The 16,447-nt window shown below is 25.0% G+C and carries 22 protein-coding genes and 1 other annotated feature; of the genes, 9 read left to right on the top strand and 13 right to left on the bottom strand.

All coding sequences use genetic code 11. The annotated features are described in order from the left end of the window. Position 1: 1 nt before the first annotated feature. The 7 genes from I4U89_RS02310 to I4U89_RS02280 all read right to left on the bottom strand — a co-directional run bounded on the left by I4U89_RS02310 (position 2) and on the right by I4U89_RS02280 (position 4,249). Entirely contained in the window at positions 2 to 535 is a 534-nt protein-coding gene (locus I4U89_RS02310; protein WP_195938060.1) for a sigma-70 family RNA polymerase sigma factor, read from the bottom strand. 563 nt (positions 536 to 1,098) lie between these two features. Next, on the bottom strand, positions 1,099 to 1,665 hold the full coding sequence (locus I4U89_RS02305; RefSeq protein WP_195938059.1) for a sugar O-acetyltransferase: 567 nt from the start codon (positions 1,663 to 1,665) through the stop codon (positions 1,099 to 1,101). 72 nt (positions 1,666 to 1,737) lie between these two features. Beyond that, positions 1,738 to 2,103: a GNAT family N-acetyltransferase gene (locus tag I4U89_RS02300; RefSeq protein ID WP_330615530.1), complete on the bottom strand. Its 366-nt coding sequence runs from the start codon at positions 2,101 to 2,103 to the stop codon at positions 1,738 to 1,740. A 9-nt stretch (positions 2,104 to 2,112) separates the two neighbouring features. After that, positions 2,113 to 2,265 (bottom strand): hypothetical protein, encoded by a 153-nt coding sequence (locus I4U89_RS02295; RefSeq protein WP_195938057.1) that lies wholly within the window; start codon positions 2,263 to 2,265, stop codon positions 2,113 to 2,115. Between the two features lie 36 nt (positions 2,266 to 2,301). After that, on the bottom strand, positions 2,302 to 2,838 hold the full coding sequence (locus I4U89_RS02290; protein WP_195938056.1) for a GNAT family N-acetyltransferase: 537 nt from the start codon (positions 2,836 to 2,838) through the stop codon (positions 2,302 to 2,304). A 57-nt stretch (positions 2,839 to 2,895) separates the two neighbouring features. Continuing rightward, a complete protein-coding gene (locus I4U89_RS02285) occupies positions 2,896 to 3,732 on the bottom strand; it encodes a GNAT family N-acetyltransferase (protein WP_195938055.1) in 837 nt (278 codons plus the stop codon). Positions 3,733 to 4,045: 313 nt separating this feature from the next. Next, positions 4,046 to 4,249: a WG repeat-containing protein gene (locus tag I4U89_RS02280; protein WP_195938054.1), complete on the bottom strand. Its 204-nt coding sequence runs from the start codon at positions 4,247 to 4,249 to the stop codon at positions 4,046 to 4,048. Positions 4,250 to 4,388: 139 nt separating this feature from the next. On the opposite strand from I4U89_RS02280, the gene I4U89_RS02275 reads away from it, so the two are divergent. Next, the gene (locus I4U89_RS02275) at positions 4,389 to 4,778 is read left to right on the top strand and encodes a 4Fe-4S binding protein (RefSeq protein ID WP_195938053.1); all 390 of its coding nucleotides are present in this window, start codon (positions 4,389 to 4,391) and stop codon (positions 4,776 to 4,778) included. Between the two features lie 150 nt (positions 4,779 to 4,928). Then, positions 4,929 to 6,062: an anaerobic sulfatase maturase gene (locus I4U89_RS02270; RefSeq protein WP_195938052.1), complete on the top strand. Its 1,134-nt coding sequence runs from the start codon at positions 4,929 to 4,931 to the stop codon at positions 6,060 to 6,062. Positions 6,063 to 6,208: 146 nt separating this feature from the next. Here the strand turns inward: I4U89_RS02270 and I4U89_RS02265 are convergent, their stop codons facing one another. Next, complete coding sequence (locus I4U89_RS02265) at positions 6,209 to 6,373, bottom strand: DUF2812 domain-containing protein (RefSeq protein WP_195938051.1); 165 nt, start codon at positions 6,371 to 6,373, stop codon at positions 6,209 to 6,211. Between the two features lie 386 nt (positions 6,374 to 6,759). Here I4U89_RS02265 and I4U89_RS02260 point away from each other — a divergent pair, with 386 nt between their 5' ends. Continuing rightward, positions 6,760 to 7,365, top strand: a complete 606-nt coding sequence (locus tag I4U89_RS02260) for a hypothetical protein (protein WP_195938050.1) — start codon at positions 6,760 to 6,762, stop codon at positions 7,363 to 7,365. 133 nt (positions 7,366 to 7,498) lie between these two features. On the opposite strand, the gene I4U89_RS02255 is transcribed toward I4U89_RS02260, so the two are convergent. Continuing rightward, the gene (locus I4U89_RS02255; RefSeq protein ID WP_195938049.1) at positions 7,499 to 7,720 is read right to left on the bottom strand and encodes a YdbC family protein; all 222 of its coding nucleotides are present in this window, start codon (positions 7,718 to 7,720) and stop codon (positions 7,499 to 7,501) included. Between the two features lie 201 nt (positions 7,721 to 7,921). On the opposite strand from I4U89_RS02255, the gene rbr reads away from it, so the two are divergent. After that, a complete protein-coding gene (gene rbr, locus I4U89_RS02250; RefSeq protein ID WP_195938048.1) occupies positions 7,922 to 8,515 on the top strand; it encodes a rubrerythrin in 594 nt (197 codons plus the stop codon). A 44-nt stretch (positions 8,516 to 8,559) separates the two neighbouring features. On the opposite strand, the gene I4U89_RS02245 is transcribed toward rbr, so the two are convergent. Continuing rightward, entirely contained in the window at positions 8,560 to 9,057 is a 498-nt protein-coding gene (locus I4U89_RS02245) for a hypothetical protein (RefSeq protein ID WP_195938047.1), read from the bottom strand. 203 nt (positions 9,058 to 9,260) lie between these two features. Here I4U89_RS02245 and I4U89_RS02240 point away from each other — a divergent pair, with 203 nt between their 5' ends. Then, entirely contained in the window at positions 9,261 to 9,677 is a 417-nt protein-coding gene (locus I4U89_RS02240) for a hypothetical protein (protein ID WP_195938046.1), read from the top strand. Positions 9,678 to 9,757: 80 nt separating this feature from the next. Here the strand turns inward: I4U89_RS02240 and I4U89_RS02235 are convergent, their stop codons facing one another. Next, on the bottom strand, positions 9,758 to 11,161 hold the full coding sequence (locus I4U89_RS02235; protein ID WP_195938045.1) for a YfcC family protein: 1,404 nt from the start codon (positions 11,159 to 11,161) through the stop codon (positions 9,758 to 9,760). Positions 11,162 to 11,339: 178 nt separating this feature from the next. On the opposite strand from I4U89_RS02235, the gene I4U89_RS02230 reads away from it, so the two are divergent. The 4 genes from I4U89_RS02230 to I4U89_RS02215 all read left to right on the top strand — a co-directional run bounded on the left by I4U89_RS02230 (position 11,340) and on the right by I4U89_RS02215 (position 14,215). Then, positions 11,340 to 11,687 (top strand): DUF1622 domain-containing protein, encoded by a 348-nt coding sequence (locus I4U89_RS02230; RefSeq protein ID WP_195938044.1) that lies wholly within the window; start codon positions 11,340 to 11,342, stop codon positions 11,685 to 11,687. Positions 11,688 to 11,772: 85 nt separating this feature from the next. Next, positions 11,773 to 12,031 (top strand) — a binding site (T-box leader). A 93-nt stretch (positions 12,032 to 12,124) separates the two neighbouring features. Continuing rightward, complete coding sequence (locus I4U89_RS02225) at positions 12,125 to 12,916, top strand: amino acid ABC transporter substrate-binding protein (RefSeq protein WP_195938043.1); 792 nt, start codon at positions 12,125 to 12,127, stop codon at positions 12,914 to 12,916. Positions 12,917 to 12,933: 17 nt separating this feature from the next. Then, complete coding sequence (locus tag I4U89_RS02220; protein WP_195938042.1) at positions 12,934 to 13,545, top strand: amino acid ABC transporter permease; 612 nt, start codon at positions 12,934 to 12,936, stop codon at positions 13,543 to 13,545. A 10-nt stretch (positions 13,546 to 13,555) separates the two neighbouring features. Beyond that, a complete protein-coding gene (locus tag I4U89_RS02215) occupies positions 13,556 to 14,215 on the top strand; it encodes an amino acid ABC transporter ATP-binding protein (protein ID WP_195938041.1) in 660 nt (219 codons plus the stop codon). Positions 14,216 to 14,315: 100 nt separating this feature from the next. Here I4U89_RS02215 and I4U89_RS02210 read toward each other — a convergent pair whose 3' ends face one another. Together I4U89_RS02210 and I4U89_RS02205 are read right to left on the bottom strand one after the other, a co-directional pair. Beyond that, complete coding sequence (locus I4U89_RS02210) at positions 14,316 to 14,726, bottom strand: FxLYD domain-containing protein (RefSeq protein ID WP_195938040.1); 411 nt, start codon at positions 14,724 to 14,726, stop codon at positions 14,316 to 14,318. Between the two features lie 78 nt (positions 14,727 to 14,804). Then, positions 14,805 to 15,917 (bottom strand): serine/threonine-protein kinase, encoded by a 1,113-nt coding sequence (locus tag I4U89_RS02205; RefSeq protein ID WP_195938039.1) that lies wholly within the window; start codon positions 15,915 to 15,917, stop codon positions 14,805 to 14,807. Positions 15,918 to 16,447 lie beyond the last annotated feature (530 nt).

Below are 16,447 nucleotides of genomic sequence, written 5' to 3'. Positions count from 1 at the left end.
CTTATTTTCCTCCTTCATTTAATAAAGCTTTTCTTATTTTCGCCTTACCCCTAGATAATTTACTATGTATACTTGAAATAGCTAACTTTTTATCATTTGCTATATCTACTACACTTTCATCATCTAGATAATATCTTCTAAATATTTCTTTGTCTTCTTCTGATAAGAAGTTTAATGTCTCATTTAATTCCTCTTGAATTTCTACCTTTAATAAATTTTTATCTATATAGTATGTTTGTTCATCTAAACTAGATGTCTCTATCTTATTTAGATATTTTCTTTTGTAGTCAATAGCTTTATATTTAGCTATTGCACATATCCAGTTTTTAAAAGAGTTTTTATCTTTTTCAAAGCCGTCTATATTATCCCAAATAGCTAGTAAAGTATCACTAACACATTCTTCTTCATAATTAATAAGTGTACCTAAATGATATCTAACTACTGATGTAATAAGAGCATTGTACTGATCTATTAAAAGCTCCATTCCTTTTTGATTTTTCTTTTTGATATATTTAATCATTAATTTGTCTTGCAAGTTACTTCCTCCTAACTATAAAAGCTTTTACACTAATTAATTCGTAAATTAAATTAAAAAACTTGCATACTTAAATATTTTTTTATTTAATTATTTATTTGTTATATAATCAAAATATTGACACCAACTAAATTTTTCTAGTAAAATCAATACATTTAGCAGTGCCATAAACTATTGATTTATAAATTTTATCTCAAAGAACTTTATACCAAATGATTTATAGATACGCAAGGATAAGTACAAAAACACAAGGATATACATTGGAAAGTTTTAAAATATGTTTAATCTTAGAAATAATATACATTATTTATTTTTATACAGATGAGTCATTTAGAAAAGAAGTTCAAATATTTTAAATAAAAAGGAATTAATGAATTTGATTTAAAAGTTGATATTTTTTTGAAAGGGATTTATTTGAAGGTTATAATTAATAATATATAACTAAAAAAATGTACATAAATTAATACCAACTAATATCAAAATAAATTTTATGATATTACTTGGTATTAATTATCTTTAATAAAGTTTTATAGTTTTGAAAAATATTTTAGACTAGCTATTTACTATAAATATTTTATAATTTTAGCAGGATTTCCACCTACTACTACATTATCCGGAACATCTTTTACAACTACAGCTCCAGCTGCAACAACTACATTATCTCCAATTGTTACTCCAGGTGCTATAACTGAATTTCCACCAAGCCAAACATTATTTCCAATAGTCACTGACTTACCATATTCTAAACCAGATATTCTTAATTCTGCTTCTAATGGGTGAGTTGCAGTATATATGCATACTCTTGGAGCCATCATACAATTGTCTCCTATTGTTACTTTACAAACATCTAATATAATGCAATCATAATTTGCAAAGAAATTTTCTCCTACATAAATATTATATCCATAGTCACAACGAAAATTAGGTTTTACACAAAAACTTTTACCTGTTTTTCCAAATATACTTTTTAATATTTCACTTCTATTTATATCTGAAGAATTGTTAAATTCTCTAAGAATTCTTTGAGCTTTCTCATGTTCTTTTTCTAATTCACTATCTAAAGCACAATAAAGTTCTCCTGATAACATTTTTTCTTTTTCTGTTTTTTGATGTATTATTTTCTCCTTCATTGAAAATATCTCCCTAATTGATTTTAATTATTTTATAAGATTTTGTTTTTTACTCTATTATAAAAAAATATATTATAAATTTATTTGTTTTTCCATTCTTATATCACTATACCAATTTCCATTGTAATACACAAAATTTTCAGATTTTCCTATTGCTTTATATCCATTTTTCTCATAAAAATTTATAGCTTTAGTATTGTATTCAAACACTCCTAACTCTATTTTACCTTTACCTAGTTCTCTCACTTTATCTTCTAATAGCTTCATTACTTTTAGTCCAATACCTTTTCCTCTACATTTATTATCCCCTACACATATACTAATCCAAGCAGTGTTATCACTTTTATTAAATATCATTTTAAAATTTGTATCAATAGTTACAAATCCAACTTTTTTATCATTTTCAATTATCATGTATGTATGCTTGTATTCATTTATTTTAGTTCCTTATATTAGTTCTTCTAATGTTATATCTTCTATTTCTCCTTCTTTAAAATTGGGTCTAAGTAAATACTTTATACTATTATCATTGTCCCATTTTTGTATTAATTTAAAATCCTCTATATCTTTATGTGTTATCTTTTTTAGTTCTATACTCATTAATTTTTACCCCTTTATATAAACTATTTTTTAAACCTAAAACTCTTTTTTTAACAATGAAAAAACTATAGTATTTCTTTGTATATTATCTTGTATAATATAGTCCCTTAATAATCCTTCTTTTTTAAATCCAATTTTTTTTAGTAAAGTATAAGATGCTACATTTTCAGGAAATACTACAGCACCTATTCTATTTAAATTTATATTATAAAATCCAAATTTTAATATTTCATTAATAGCTTCACTGGCAAGTCCCCTTTTCCAATAATCTGAATTTATATTATATCCTATGTCAGCTCTTTTGTTATGTAAGCAAATACAATCATATCCCATAGTTCCAATTAGCTTATTATTTTCCTTCAATACTAGCCCCCACATTATCCCTCTCTTTTCTTTAAACTTATCTTCTAGCTTAACTATCATTTCATAAACTTCATTTATATTTTTAAATGAGCTTTGTCCTAAATACCTTGTTACCTCATCTTTTGATAAATATTCAAATAAATCTTTTGAGTAATGTTCATTTATTTTCTTTAAATATAATCTATCGGTTTCTAACTCTTTAAATTCCACAAGTCCCATCCCCTTTATATAAATAAAGTATATAGATTAATCTATATACTTTTATTTTTATTCTTTATAAACATAATACAAGCAATCATTTTCAAAATTAGTTAATGATTCATATTTATTTTCTTTTAACTTACTTATTAATTCATCACTTGAATTATGTATATATATTTCAGCTTCATTATAGTTTTCTTTTAATAAATAATAATTTACACAATCGTTAATACCTTCAAAAGTATTATCTATACATATTATAGATGGATTTTTCTTTATTTTCACTATGCATCTATGACCATTTACTACTACTAAAGAATTACTTTTTACTAACTCATCATATATTTTTTTACATAAATTAAAATAAGTAAATCCATAAGTTATTCTATTTTTGTTTTTCTTAAAATAATCTAAGTTTTTAAATTCTTCATATGATATGTCCCATTTTTCAACATTAAAATCATTTATTTCTTTATTCTGAGTATCATTGTCTTTAAATGCTACTAGACAACTATCTTCTAAATAAAAATTCTTTGCCTTCATCATATTTATGCTAGCTACTGTATCTTTATGAGTGCACATTGCTATATTAGTTATCTTATTATTTCTTAAATCTTCTCTTGCTAAGTTAAACAACATATCGCAAATTGCATGTGCATATTGTCTACCTCTATAATCAACATGTACTCTAAGCCCTTCAAGCCATCCTTGCCCATCTATTAGTATGCTATATTTTCCTACTGCTACTACCTTATCATCTACAACTAGTCCTAAAAAACACCCATCTTTTTCATCTACCCATTTATGAAATACACTAGGTAAATAATCATTGCCTTCCCAAATATTTCTTGATATATCCACTATATCGTCATAATCTTCATGTGTAAGTATTTTATAATTCATTTTTTCACCCTTTTTACTTCTTTGTTTTAATAAAATTGATTTATTTTAATTATACATCTTATTTACTTATTATTAATAGATAAATATATTTTATCCTAGGAGGAACGTTTCGTTCCTCTTTCTTTAATAATAAAAACATTTCCACCATTTTATGAACACTTTAAATATAAGTTTAAATTGTTCTAAGTGCTTTTTAAGACTTTTTATATATTATCAAAATCAAATGTTTTATTAAATATTAAAAAGAGCAATAGCTTTTAATGCTATTACCCTTTTTAATTCTAAATTCAATAAAATTGTAAATAAATTAATTTTATATAAAACTATAATTTTCAAATTGAGGTTTTACTATTATATCACCATTACTATTTATAAATCCCCATTTATCATTTAATTTCACCTTATAAAATTCATCTTTATTATATGCATACGATTTTTCTATTCCCTGCACTCCTATTATTAAGCTACTTAAAATTAATAAACCTATTAAATTATTTATATTTAGTATATTTTTCATCTTCCTATTCTAAAATTTGTAAATTTCATAAATTATTTTACTTGCCATAATTTCAAATTGATTTTTAGCAATATTTGACCTACACTTAACTTGAATACATATTTAGTAATACTATCTAAATTTTTAGGGGGAAAAGGGAATGAAAAAATTAGTTGTTACAGACAGATCTCTATGTCAAAATTGCTTAGCTTGTGAAATGACTTGCTCAAATGCATTTTATAAGCATTATGGATTAAATACTCCATGTATAAAAATAGGGTTAAAGAAAGATGATTCTTTAGATGTTAAAGCATGTAATCAATGTGGGCTATGTGCTAAGAAATGTCCTCAAGAAGCAATAACTCAAAATCCTAAAGGTGTTTATATGATTAATAAGAAAAAATGTAATGGTTGCCTTACTTGTGTTGATGCCTGTCCTAAGGGCATAATAGCAAAAGTAGATGATAAACCTGTACCATCTAAATGTATAGCTTGTGGACTTTGTGTTGATGCTTGTCCTATGGGAATTCTTGAGATTAAAGAAGGTTAATTTTATAATAAAATATATGAATAACCCCTGTTTTGATATTAAACAGGGGTTATTCATATATTTTATATTTAATAAATACTCTTTTTTAATATATAATATTTATTAATAACTGTTATATAATTTTATCTACCTAAAAGGGGGGGGGATTTTATGAATAATTTAACAATTTTAATAAAGCCTAGTTCTAGTGCTTGTAATTTAGATTGTAAATATTGTTTTTGTAAAAATATATCAAAAAATAGAGATGTTTATTCTAATGATTTTATGAATATTTCTACACTAGAAAATATAGTTAAAAATGCTTTAAGTAGAAATTTAGATTATATAAACTTTATATTTCAAGGTGGAGAGCCTACTTTAGTAGGTGTTGATTTTTATAAAGAGCTTATAAACTTACAAAATAAATATAACAATAATAATATTAATATTGTAAATTCTATTCAAACTAATGGTATAAATATAGATGATAAATTTGCAATTTTTTTCAAAGAAAATGATTTTTTAGTTGAAATATCACTAGATGGTTTAAAAGAAACTCACGATTTATATAGAACATATAAAAACGGATCTTCTACTTTTGATAAAGTTATATCAGCTATTAATATATTAAAAAAATATAAGGTTAATTTTAATATACTATCTATTGTAACTAAAGAAAGTGCTAAAAATATAGATGAGATTTATGAGTATTTTAAATCTAATGATTTTTCATATATACAATTCATACCCTATATAAAAAACTTCGAGATAGATAATCAAAACAAATATATAGAAAATGAATTTAAAAATTACTTAGATACTACTAGCTTTTACTTATTTTTAGATAAATTATTTAATCTTTGGTACAAAGATATTAAAAATGGTAAGTTTGTAGAAATAAGAAACTTTATGGACTATATAACGGTTCTTAAAGGATATAATCCAAATAGCTGTGGTATGGATGGATTTTGTAATCTTCATATGGTTATTGAATCCAATGGTGATGTTTATCCTTGTGATTTTTACTGCCTTGACTATTGGAAATTAGGTAATATTAATAAAAACTCTTTGGATGAACTTATGGTCTCTCCTAAGGCATTAGAATTTTTTAATCGTTCATTGTATATACATGATACTTGTAAAAAATGTAAGTACTTTAAGCTTTGTGGTGGTGGATGTAGGCGTAACCTAGAGCCTTTTGTTGATAATATCCCTTCTTTTAATTATCAATGTAAGGCCATAAAACAATTTTTAGATAAAAATTTAAATAAGTTAATATCTATCTCTAATATGTTTGATGATTAAGTATAATTAATTAAAATTTAGATAGTCTTCTATTTTAAAATGTATTTCAGTAAAAGAATTATAACATGTACGTTCTTTTACTGAAATTTTGTATATTTTTAATTTTTAGTCAAACTCCTTTATGTATTAAATAATTTATTCTATTTTTAACTTTCATCATCTGTTTTTATTTTTTTACTAAGGTAATGCCAAGAGTTCCAAACTGATACTAACTTCCACCCTTCATTTCCATATTTATTTAATATCTCAGCTGTCTTTTTAGCATTTTCATTTATTACTACACATTTATACTCATATGTTTTTTTACTCATAAAAACCTCCTTAAATATATTCTTATTATTGATATATTTAAAGAGGTTTTAATATATGCTATTTATTACTCTCTATAAGATTTTAGCACTTCTTGTAGTGATATTTTTTAATGCTACTTCTTCAACTTCTCCACTTTTTTAAATTTTTCCTACATTCACTAATCTAATAGACATGACAACGTCTTTTCATCTTTAAAGTTTTTATAATTAATTATATTCATACATTTTTAAGAACTTTTAATAAAGCTGTTATATATTCTCAAATTACATTAAATAAAACATCATATATAATTTTAAACATTAAAATTATTAAATAATAAAAATCACATTTATTACTTTGTTCATATGCTATATTAGACGCTAAAAATTATTAAATTTCAAAGGGGGTGTTTTGTATATCACATTACCAAGACAATGAATATAACTATGGCTGCTTATCAAAATATAATATAGTTGGCGCTAACTCTTTAGATATTAATGTTGACTACTGTGAACCTGAAATAAGATCAGACATTGTTATGCCCGAGCACAAATCAGTTAGACTTTGGGGAAGAGTAATAAATCATAAAGGAGATCCAGTAGAAAATGCCCTAGTAAAATTATTAGGAGTTGAATGTTATGACGATCAAATTTATTACAGAGGAATAGCTCATACTATAAGTGATTATGAAGGCTTTTATCAATTTGATTTGTCTGACTATGAAGATAAATATTCTAATTACAAATTATTAGTAAACAAAGCTGTTTACGATTTAGAAAAAGTAACACCACTTGAATCTAACAACTGTGATTCTTTATGTGATCAAAATTACTGCGATGATTGTTCTAAATATAATATTTCATCATTTAATTCTCCCAACTATTACCCTAGAAAGTTTTCTACTTCTTATGAAATAAAAAATAATTATAACTGCATATGTAAAAAAAATCGTAATTGCAAAAATAGAAAAATCTGTAACAAAAAACATACTAAAAGTATCACCAAAAGCTAATTAGCTTTTGGTGATACTTTTTCTATGTAAAATCTCTACTATAAATTCATAATAAAATTAAAATATATACATATGTATATGCTAAGCTATCTAAATTTTAACTTAAATATAAAAAATATATAAACTATAATTTCTATATATCCATATTATTTAGTAATTCTTTAAGTGATTTTAATTCTTCTGCTGTTAAAGTTATTCCTTTTCCCATTTTTTCATGTTCTGATGACCAATCTCTTAAATCATACTTAGGTTCCCTATTGTTCCAACTTATAACATTTAATTCTTTTTTCCACCCTGACGTTGTAGTCGATATTACTCCTACCTCTTTTACTATATCATATTTTATACTTGACATGATTTCACCTCTTTATATTTATATATAATAATTATACCACGAAAAGTTTTATATAAAACTTTGACAAAGGCTTTAATTAATTTAATTTTTACTAAAAATATCAATATCTATTACTTAAAAGTTATTAAATTACTATAAATGTATATTTTATTTATTTTGGTAAATAATCCTAATAGTAATATTTTAGTAAAGGAGTATAATATGAGTTTATTAAAAGATAGTAGAACAAAAGAAAATTTAATGAGGGCTTTCGCTGGAGAAAGTCAAGCTAGAAACAGATATACATTTGGAGAAAGTTTAGCTAAAAAACAAAATTTATATGTAGTTCAAAAAGTATTTAATTATACAGCAGAACAAGAAAAAGCTCATGCTTGGGTTTTTTATAATCATCTAAAAGAACTTTCTGGTTCTTCTATAACTATAGATGCTGGATATCCTGTTGAGGTATATGACAGTTTAATTAAAACATTAAAAGATGCTCAACATAATGAATACGAAGAATGGGATAAGGTTTATAAAGAATTTGCCAAAACAGCTCGTGAAGAAGGCTTCTTAGAGGTTGCTAATAGTTTTGAAAAAATATCTGAAATAGAAAAAATTCATGGAGATAGATTTGGAAGATTTGCTAGTGATCTTGAAAATAATACCCTATTTAAAAAAGATACTGAAGAAAAATGGATTTGCTTAAACTGTGGTCATGTTCATATAGGAACTAAAGCTCCACAAGCTTGCCCAGTTTGTTCATATCCACAAGGATATTTCATACTATATTCTAATTCTCCATTTGAAAATTAATAAAAATCCCTAGGATAACCTAGGGATTTTTATTAATTTATATACTATCTACAATTACATCCGCAATTGCAGTCTAAACTACACCCAAAATTACAATTACATCCGCAGTTGTGATCATTTGAATTACATTCATCATTATCTTTATGACAATTTTTATGACACTCAGCACTTTCTTTCATAAGTCTTCGAGCTTCACGCATTAAATCTTCACCCTCATTTGATAATCTTTTACAATCATTCCATAATGCATTAGCTCTTTCACATTCTTCCATAGCTTGTCTTTTTAATTCCTCTGCTCTTCTTTCTGATTGTTGTGCTTGTTGTGCAGCTCTATTTGCTCTATTTATTCTTTCATTAGCTTCATCACATTTTCTTTGAGCTAAACACTCAAGTCTTCTACACTCTAGACATTTTATATTATTATTACATTCACATTTATGTTTTTTACAACACCCTTTTTGACTTATGTTTGCATTTTTACAACAAAAAACTTTATGCCATCCACAATTATGATTTTTATGATTTCCTTTTTTACATCCCATAATATTCACCCTTTTTTTTAATTAGACATGATATATTAAATATCATCTTCTTAATAATATATATATGCATCCTTATACAAAATGTGAGTCAATTTTTATAAATATTTATATTATCTTTGTACTTAATAACCAATTATATAGAGGAAACTATATATATTATAAAGAATACTTATATAATCTTTTAATTTGGAGGTTTTTATATTATGAGAAAGTTATTTATAGCTTTTTTATTATTTTCATTAAGTATATGTTTAATAGGTTTTAATTCTTTAGATAATAATATAGACCTTAATTTGAAATTTGAATTACTAGGTTATATAAATGATAATAATTGTACCAAAATAAATATAAGATTAAAAAATGAATCAATCAATGAATTTTTAAATCCAGATATTAGCTTAATATTATGTGATAAATACGAAAAACAATATAGTTATACTATAAAATCTAAAGATATAAATAAAATTGACCCAAATAGTTATGTGGACTTAGAGTTTATTATAGAAAATAAATTAGACTTAGAAAAATATAACTTCAAAGATGGAAATGTTGTATTTAGCTCTTTTGTAAAAGATAGGTCTACTTTAAATTCTGTTAATATGCTTTTTACTATAAATTAGGTATAAAATAAAATATGAGATAGTTGTAGTAGAATTTAAAATCTTACTATCACTATCTCATATTTATTAAATATTTTTAATTATAATAACATCATCCCTATTGATAATATAATAGCTGATGATATATATATACAAATTATTATCTTACTTGCAAACTTAACCCATGTACTATATTCAACCTTTGCTATAGCAAGTCCCCCCATTATAACTCCAGATGTTGGTGTTATAAAGTTTACAAGTCCGCATCCAGCACCAAGAGTTGATATAATTAATTCTGATGGAAATCCTAAACTTTTTGCTAATGGTCCAAATATAGGCATTGATACACTAGCTAAGCCTGATGTAGAAGGTATTAAAAATGATAAACCTATATATATTAAAAATGCTATGTTTATAAATAATATAGGTGACATTCCACTTAATGCATGTGATGCATTATTAAGAACATAAACATCAAGTCCTGTACTACTCATTATAACAGATACTCCTCTTGATATACCTATTATAAGAGCAACTCCTACCATCTCAGATGCACCTTCTATTATAGCTGATACTATCTCCTTCTCTTTTAATCCATAGACTACACCAATTACAATAGCCATTAATGTATACCATGTAGCAAGTTCTGAAAACCACCAGTTTCCAAGTGCATTACCTGTTAAAAAATCAGTGTGCTTAAATATATTTATCCCAAATTTTTCCCAGGGAATAACTCCACATATCATAACCACAAATGATAATCCAAATAGAGCTAATACTATTTTTCTCTTAGTTGTAAACTCCAAAGTTTCTTCTTTTGAATTTGTAAATGCACTTTTAGCAGCTTTAACTTCTTCTTTTGATAATAAAGTAGCGTTAGGATTTTCTTTAACCTTTTTAGCATGCTTCATAACAAAATATATAGATATTAATAGTGATGACAACCAAAGTGCTACTCCAATTCCCATAACTACCGCTTGATTAACTTCAACTCCAACACCTTTAAGAGAATCTATACTTATTGAAACTACAAATGGATTTACAGTTGAACCTAAAACCCCACATCCAGCACCAAATAATATAGTAGCAACTGCTGTTAAAGAATCAAATCCAGCAGCTAACATAGTAGCTGTTATTAATGCATAAAAGGCTAAGGTTTCTTCTGACATACCAAAAGCTGTTCCACCTAATGAAAATGTAAACATTAGTATTGGTATTAATATAAATTCTTTGCCATTTAGCTTTTTTACTATTGAACCTATTCCTGCATCAAGTGCCCCTGTTTTTGTTACAACACCTAAAAATCCACCCATTAAAAGTACATATAAAGATACATCTATAGCATCTTTTAATCCTTTTATAGGAGACATTACAACGTCTGATATCCCCGCTTTATTAACCTGTGGTATAAACTGTGTAATTATACCTATTACTATAATTATAGAAAATAATATAGTATATGCAGTGGGCAGGTTAAACTTCTTTTTGTCAGTTTGTCTTCCCATAACTTCCTCCGTATATTTTTTTTCTAAAATAGTTATAGCATACTTAATAATAAATTAAAATACTTTACTTTTAAATTTTTGTTATATTTAGCGTTTTTTTAAATATTTTGTCGTATTTAATCAGTAATAAGTTTTTATATTTTACACAACCTATATTTATATAATTAATTTAAAGGATATGGTTAATTTGGATTTTAAAAATATTTTAGAAAAATTAATAATTATTTTACAAGGTCTGTCTACAATAGTTATAATATGGGGTATAGCAATTCAATTTACTTTATGGTTAAAATCAGAAATTGCATCTAAGACTAGAAAAGCTGCTGTTGAAAATATTACTACCATAAAAAACTTTTTGGGTACATATATACTATTTGGCTTAGAAATTCTAATAGGTGCAGATATTATAGAATCAATACTAGATCCTAGTCTTAACCACATACTAGGCCTTGCTGCAATAGTTATAATAAGGACAATTATTTCTTATTTCTTAAATAAAGAAATTGAATCTATCAATAAAAACTAATATGTTAATTTATAGTATTAAAAAAATATATTGACATAAATAAAAAATAGCCTTATTATTGAAAACAACAAAGTTAATTACATAACTAAATGCAATGATAAGAAATAGTAAAAGTAAGTATCTTTAACAGAGAGTTACCGGTTGGTGAGAGGTGCAATTGATTTTACTTTGAACACATCTTTGAGCAGAACACCGAAAAGATATCTTAGTAGGCTGTTTCCGGATTCCCTGCACCCGTTATAGTGCTAGAGTATAAACAATTTTTTGTCGTACTCAAAGAGGTTAATGTCGTGAGGCATTAATAAATAGAGGTGGAACCACGAGAGTTAACTCCCGTCCTCTAGCAATAGCTAGAGGCGGGAGTTTTTTTAGTTTATTTCCTTATGCGCGCAAAGAAATATACTTAAATAATTAAATTTACTATAAGGAGATATTATATGAAAAATATATTAAAAAAATTTAGCTTAGTGCTATTAATTATAATTCCTCTAATATCAATTGGAGGTTGTAATAAGAAATCTACTAATTATAAAAATAATACTAAAGATGATACAGTTGTTATAGGATATGACAATACTTTTGTACCTATGGGGTTTTTAGATGAAAATAATGAGATTGTAGGATTTGATATAGATCTTGCTAAAGAAGTTTTCTCTAGGCTCAATATGAATGTGAAATTTCAAAATATAGATTGGAGCATGGAAGATACGGAGCTAAATTCTGGTAATATAGATACTTTATGGAATGGTTATACATTAACAGAAGAAAGAAGAAAAAAAGTAGACTACTCTAATCCTTATCTTATTAATAAACAAGTTATAGTTACTTTAGATAATTCCTCTATAAAAAATAAATCTGATTTAAAAGGCAAATTACTAGGAACTCAACAAGGTAGTGCTGGCCTTGATGCTATAGAAAAAGATACTAATCTAGTTGATAACTTACAGGATAAAACACCTATACTTTACGATAGCTTTGATAATGCATTTAGAGACTTAGAGTTTGGTAGAGTTGATGCAGTTGTAGCTGATGAAGTATTAGCAAAGTATTATATAAGTAATTCAAATAAACAAAATTTTGTAATCTTAAAGGATAACTTTGGGGAGGAAAGCTTTGTTGTTGGATTTAAAAAAGGAAATACTTCACTTCGTAATAAAATAAATAAAACTTTAGCTGAAGTTAAAGAAGATAAAACTTTTGATAAAATTTATAAAAAATGGTTCAACTAAATTTAGGAGGATTTAATATGCTACAAGGATTAAAAATAGTATTTATTGTATTTATGCTAACACTTATAATATCAATACCTCTAGGTATAATTATTTGCACATTAAGATTATCTAAAAACAATATTTTAAATAGTATTTCAAAATTTTATATATTAATCTTTAGAGGTACTCCACTTTTGCTACAACTAATATTTATATTCTACGGACTTCCTCTTTTAGGAATTGTATTGGATAGGTTTACAGTGGCAATACTTGCCTTTTCTCTAAACTATAGTGCATATTTTGCAGAAATATTTAGAGGAGGTATAGAATCAATAGATAAAGGTCAATATGAAGCCTCTTTTGTACTTGGATTTGACAGATTTACAACTTATAAAAAAATAATAGTACCCCAAGTAGTAAAAAATATTTTAGCTCCAATGTCGAATGAAGTTATAACATTAATAAAAGATACATCTTTAGTTTATATATTAGGGCTTAATGATATATTAAGAATTGCTCAGATAGATTCTAATAGAACTTTAAGTCTACTTCCTTTAATTGAAGTTGGTCTTATATATTTAGGATTAATTTTCATACTAAGTAGTATTTTTAAAGCTTTAGAAAATAAGTATTCATATTATAGATAGGAGTTTTTATATGTTAGAGATAAAGAATTTAAATAAATCATTTGGTAAAAACAAAATATTAAATAATATATCATTTACTATAAATAAAGGTGAAATTGGGGTTTTACTTGGAAAATCAGGAGCTGGCAAAACAACTTTACTTCGATGTATATGTGGACTAGAAGACTTCGATAGTGGAAGTATTGTAATAGATAAAACCACTATGAAAAGTTCTATGGACATACTAAAGTTAAAAGGTCAAATTGGAATGGTATTTCAAAACTTCAATTTGTTTCCACATATGTCTGTACTTGAAAACATCACCTGTGCACTGGTTAATGTACTAGGTCAAAGTGAGAAAGAAGCTTTAGAAAAAGCTACTAATATTTTAGATTTAGTTAACTTAAAAGATAAACTAAACTCATATCCTTTTGAACTATCTGGTGGACAAAAACAAAGAGTAGCAATAGCTCGTGCAATAGCCCTATCTCCAAAGATATTGTGTTTTGATGAACCTACATCTGCACTAGACCTAGAATCTATAAAAGATATAGTAAATATAATGTATAAGTTAAAAGAAAGTGGTATGACTATTTTAATAATTACTCATGACTTAGATTTTGCAAATAAAATTTCTGATAAAACAATAACTATAAAAAATGGATTAGCTAATAATTTATCCAGAATTTAATAAAAAATTCCATTTGCTTGAGCTACATGTGGACGAATATATTTATAATACTTAATATATAAAAAAGTATATCTCAACAATTGTTAAGATATACTTTTTTTTAAAATGCACTATTTGTAGCAGTTACTTCATAGCTAGCAAAATCATCTTTTGCACATAATATTTCAATTTTTCTTTTTTCTCCTGGTGCTATATCAGTTTCATTAGTAAAAGACTTTTCTATAACAGTGCCATCTTTTCCTAATAACTTATAATCAAACTGAACATAATCTATCTTTTCATCACTTGTATTTTCAAAAACTCCAACTATTTTAGTCATGTAATCTTCTTTTTTTATTTCCCAAGTAATATTTTTAGCCATCTCTTCTATTTTTTTATTTTCTTTTTTTGATTGTGATTGTGTTTCTTCTATAGCATTATTAACGCTAGATGCACCTTGTGCAAGCATTACAGCACATCCTCCTATTATTACTACAAATCCTATTATTACTCCTAGTAAAACTTTTTTCATAAATAACCTCCATAATAACTATTTCATTATTTATTATAAAGTTTATTTATAACCTATTGGTATGCTACCAGCATACAACTACCCTACAATATAAGTTAGTGGTATACCTAGCCCCCAAAATATAATATTAGAATATAGTATATATCCAAGTATTTTTATGTGTAATTTACTACTTTTTATAATTGGTAACTTATTTTTTATATCTAAGAAATTAGTATATAATAAAAAATACATTAAAAGCATTGTTACTACTATTAAATTTTGAATAAATTCAACAATACTACTTCCTACAAATAATCCTATTAATAAAAATATATAAAACATTGTAGATAATATCATATTAAGAATATTTCCACTTCTAAACCCTGGTATATACTTAGATTTTAATTTAATATTTTTTTTAGTTTTAGTATTTATAGATTTACTTATATTATCATTTGTATTTTTCTCTTTATTAGCTTCTATTTTAGAAATTAATTTTATTAAATCATTTTTTAGTGTTGATACATCTTGATATCTATCATCTGGAGATATCTTAGTGCATTTCTTTATAACATTTTCTAATAGCCCTTTATTTTCAACTTCTTTTATATGCTTTCCTGTAGATAGTACATTCATCATAATGCCCAATGAGTATATATCACTTCTACAATCACTTTGTTCAAATCCAAATTGTTCAGGAGATGCATACCCTTTAGTGCCTAGCAAAATTGTATCCATATTTTCTCCATACTTATAGTTTCTAGATATATCAAAATCAATAAGTTTTAATACATTATCATTACTTATCATTATATTAGATGGCTTAATGTCTCTATGTATTATTGGTGGCTTTAGATTATGTAATATATTTAATATGTCACATAAAGATATTATATAATTTATAACTTCTATATCTTCTAAGCGACCTCTTTCTTTCAATTTTTCATGAAGAGTTTTACCATTAACAAACTCCTCTATTACTACTAAATTATTATCTATTTCAAATACTTCATATATTTTAGATATATTATCACTTTTTATATTTTTTAAAGCATAGTATACATCCTTATTACATTCTTTTAATAATCTTTTTATATATAATTTATTTTTTATATTATTATGAACAAGTATTACTTCACTTTTGCTACTTTTATGTATTATTTTTAGTTCTTCATATAAAGACAACTCTAGTTCTGCTTCTAAATTCAAATTTAATCCCTCTTTATCTATATTTTTCAGTAAAAATTATACCATACATAAATATAATTTTGTTAAACTTCTAATTTAATGATAATATTATACTATCTATAAGAAGGTTTTATATGAATGTAAAAACTATATCCCTTTTTCTATATTATCAAAATCTATAATCTTATTTTTCTGATTTTTTAAGGGAAATTTTAGATATTAATATCTTTAAATCTAATTTAAAAAGGAAATTTAGGATTACATTACCAATAGTTTATGCCGCCTTTATACCTCAACATCTATTAGATAAAATTAATAATTTTATTAAGGTAAATCCTAATAATAAATTCTTAGTTGAAAGTAGTGACTATGATAATTTAATAGATAGCTCTTTTTCAACAATAGATATATTTATTCATCTAGCACCTGATTGTGCTAATGGATTTGGTCATGTTGATATATCTTTTGATGTAATAACTTATTCATATGGAACTTATGATAGTGGTTCTAATAGATTATTTACACTTGTTAGCGATGGTGTTTTATTAGAA

This window comes from Romboutsia sp. 1001713B170131_170501_G6 (assembly GCF_015668195.1).
Lineage (GTDB): Bacteria > Bacillota > Clostridia > Peptostreptococcales > Peptostreptococcaceae > Romboutsia_C.
This window is presented reverse-complemented; position numbering and strand designations above follow the sequence as displayed.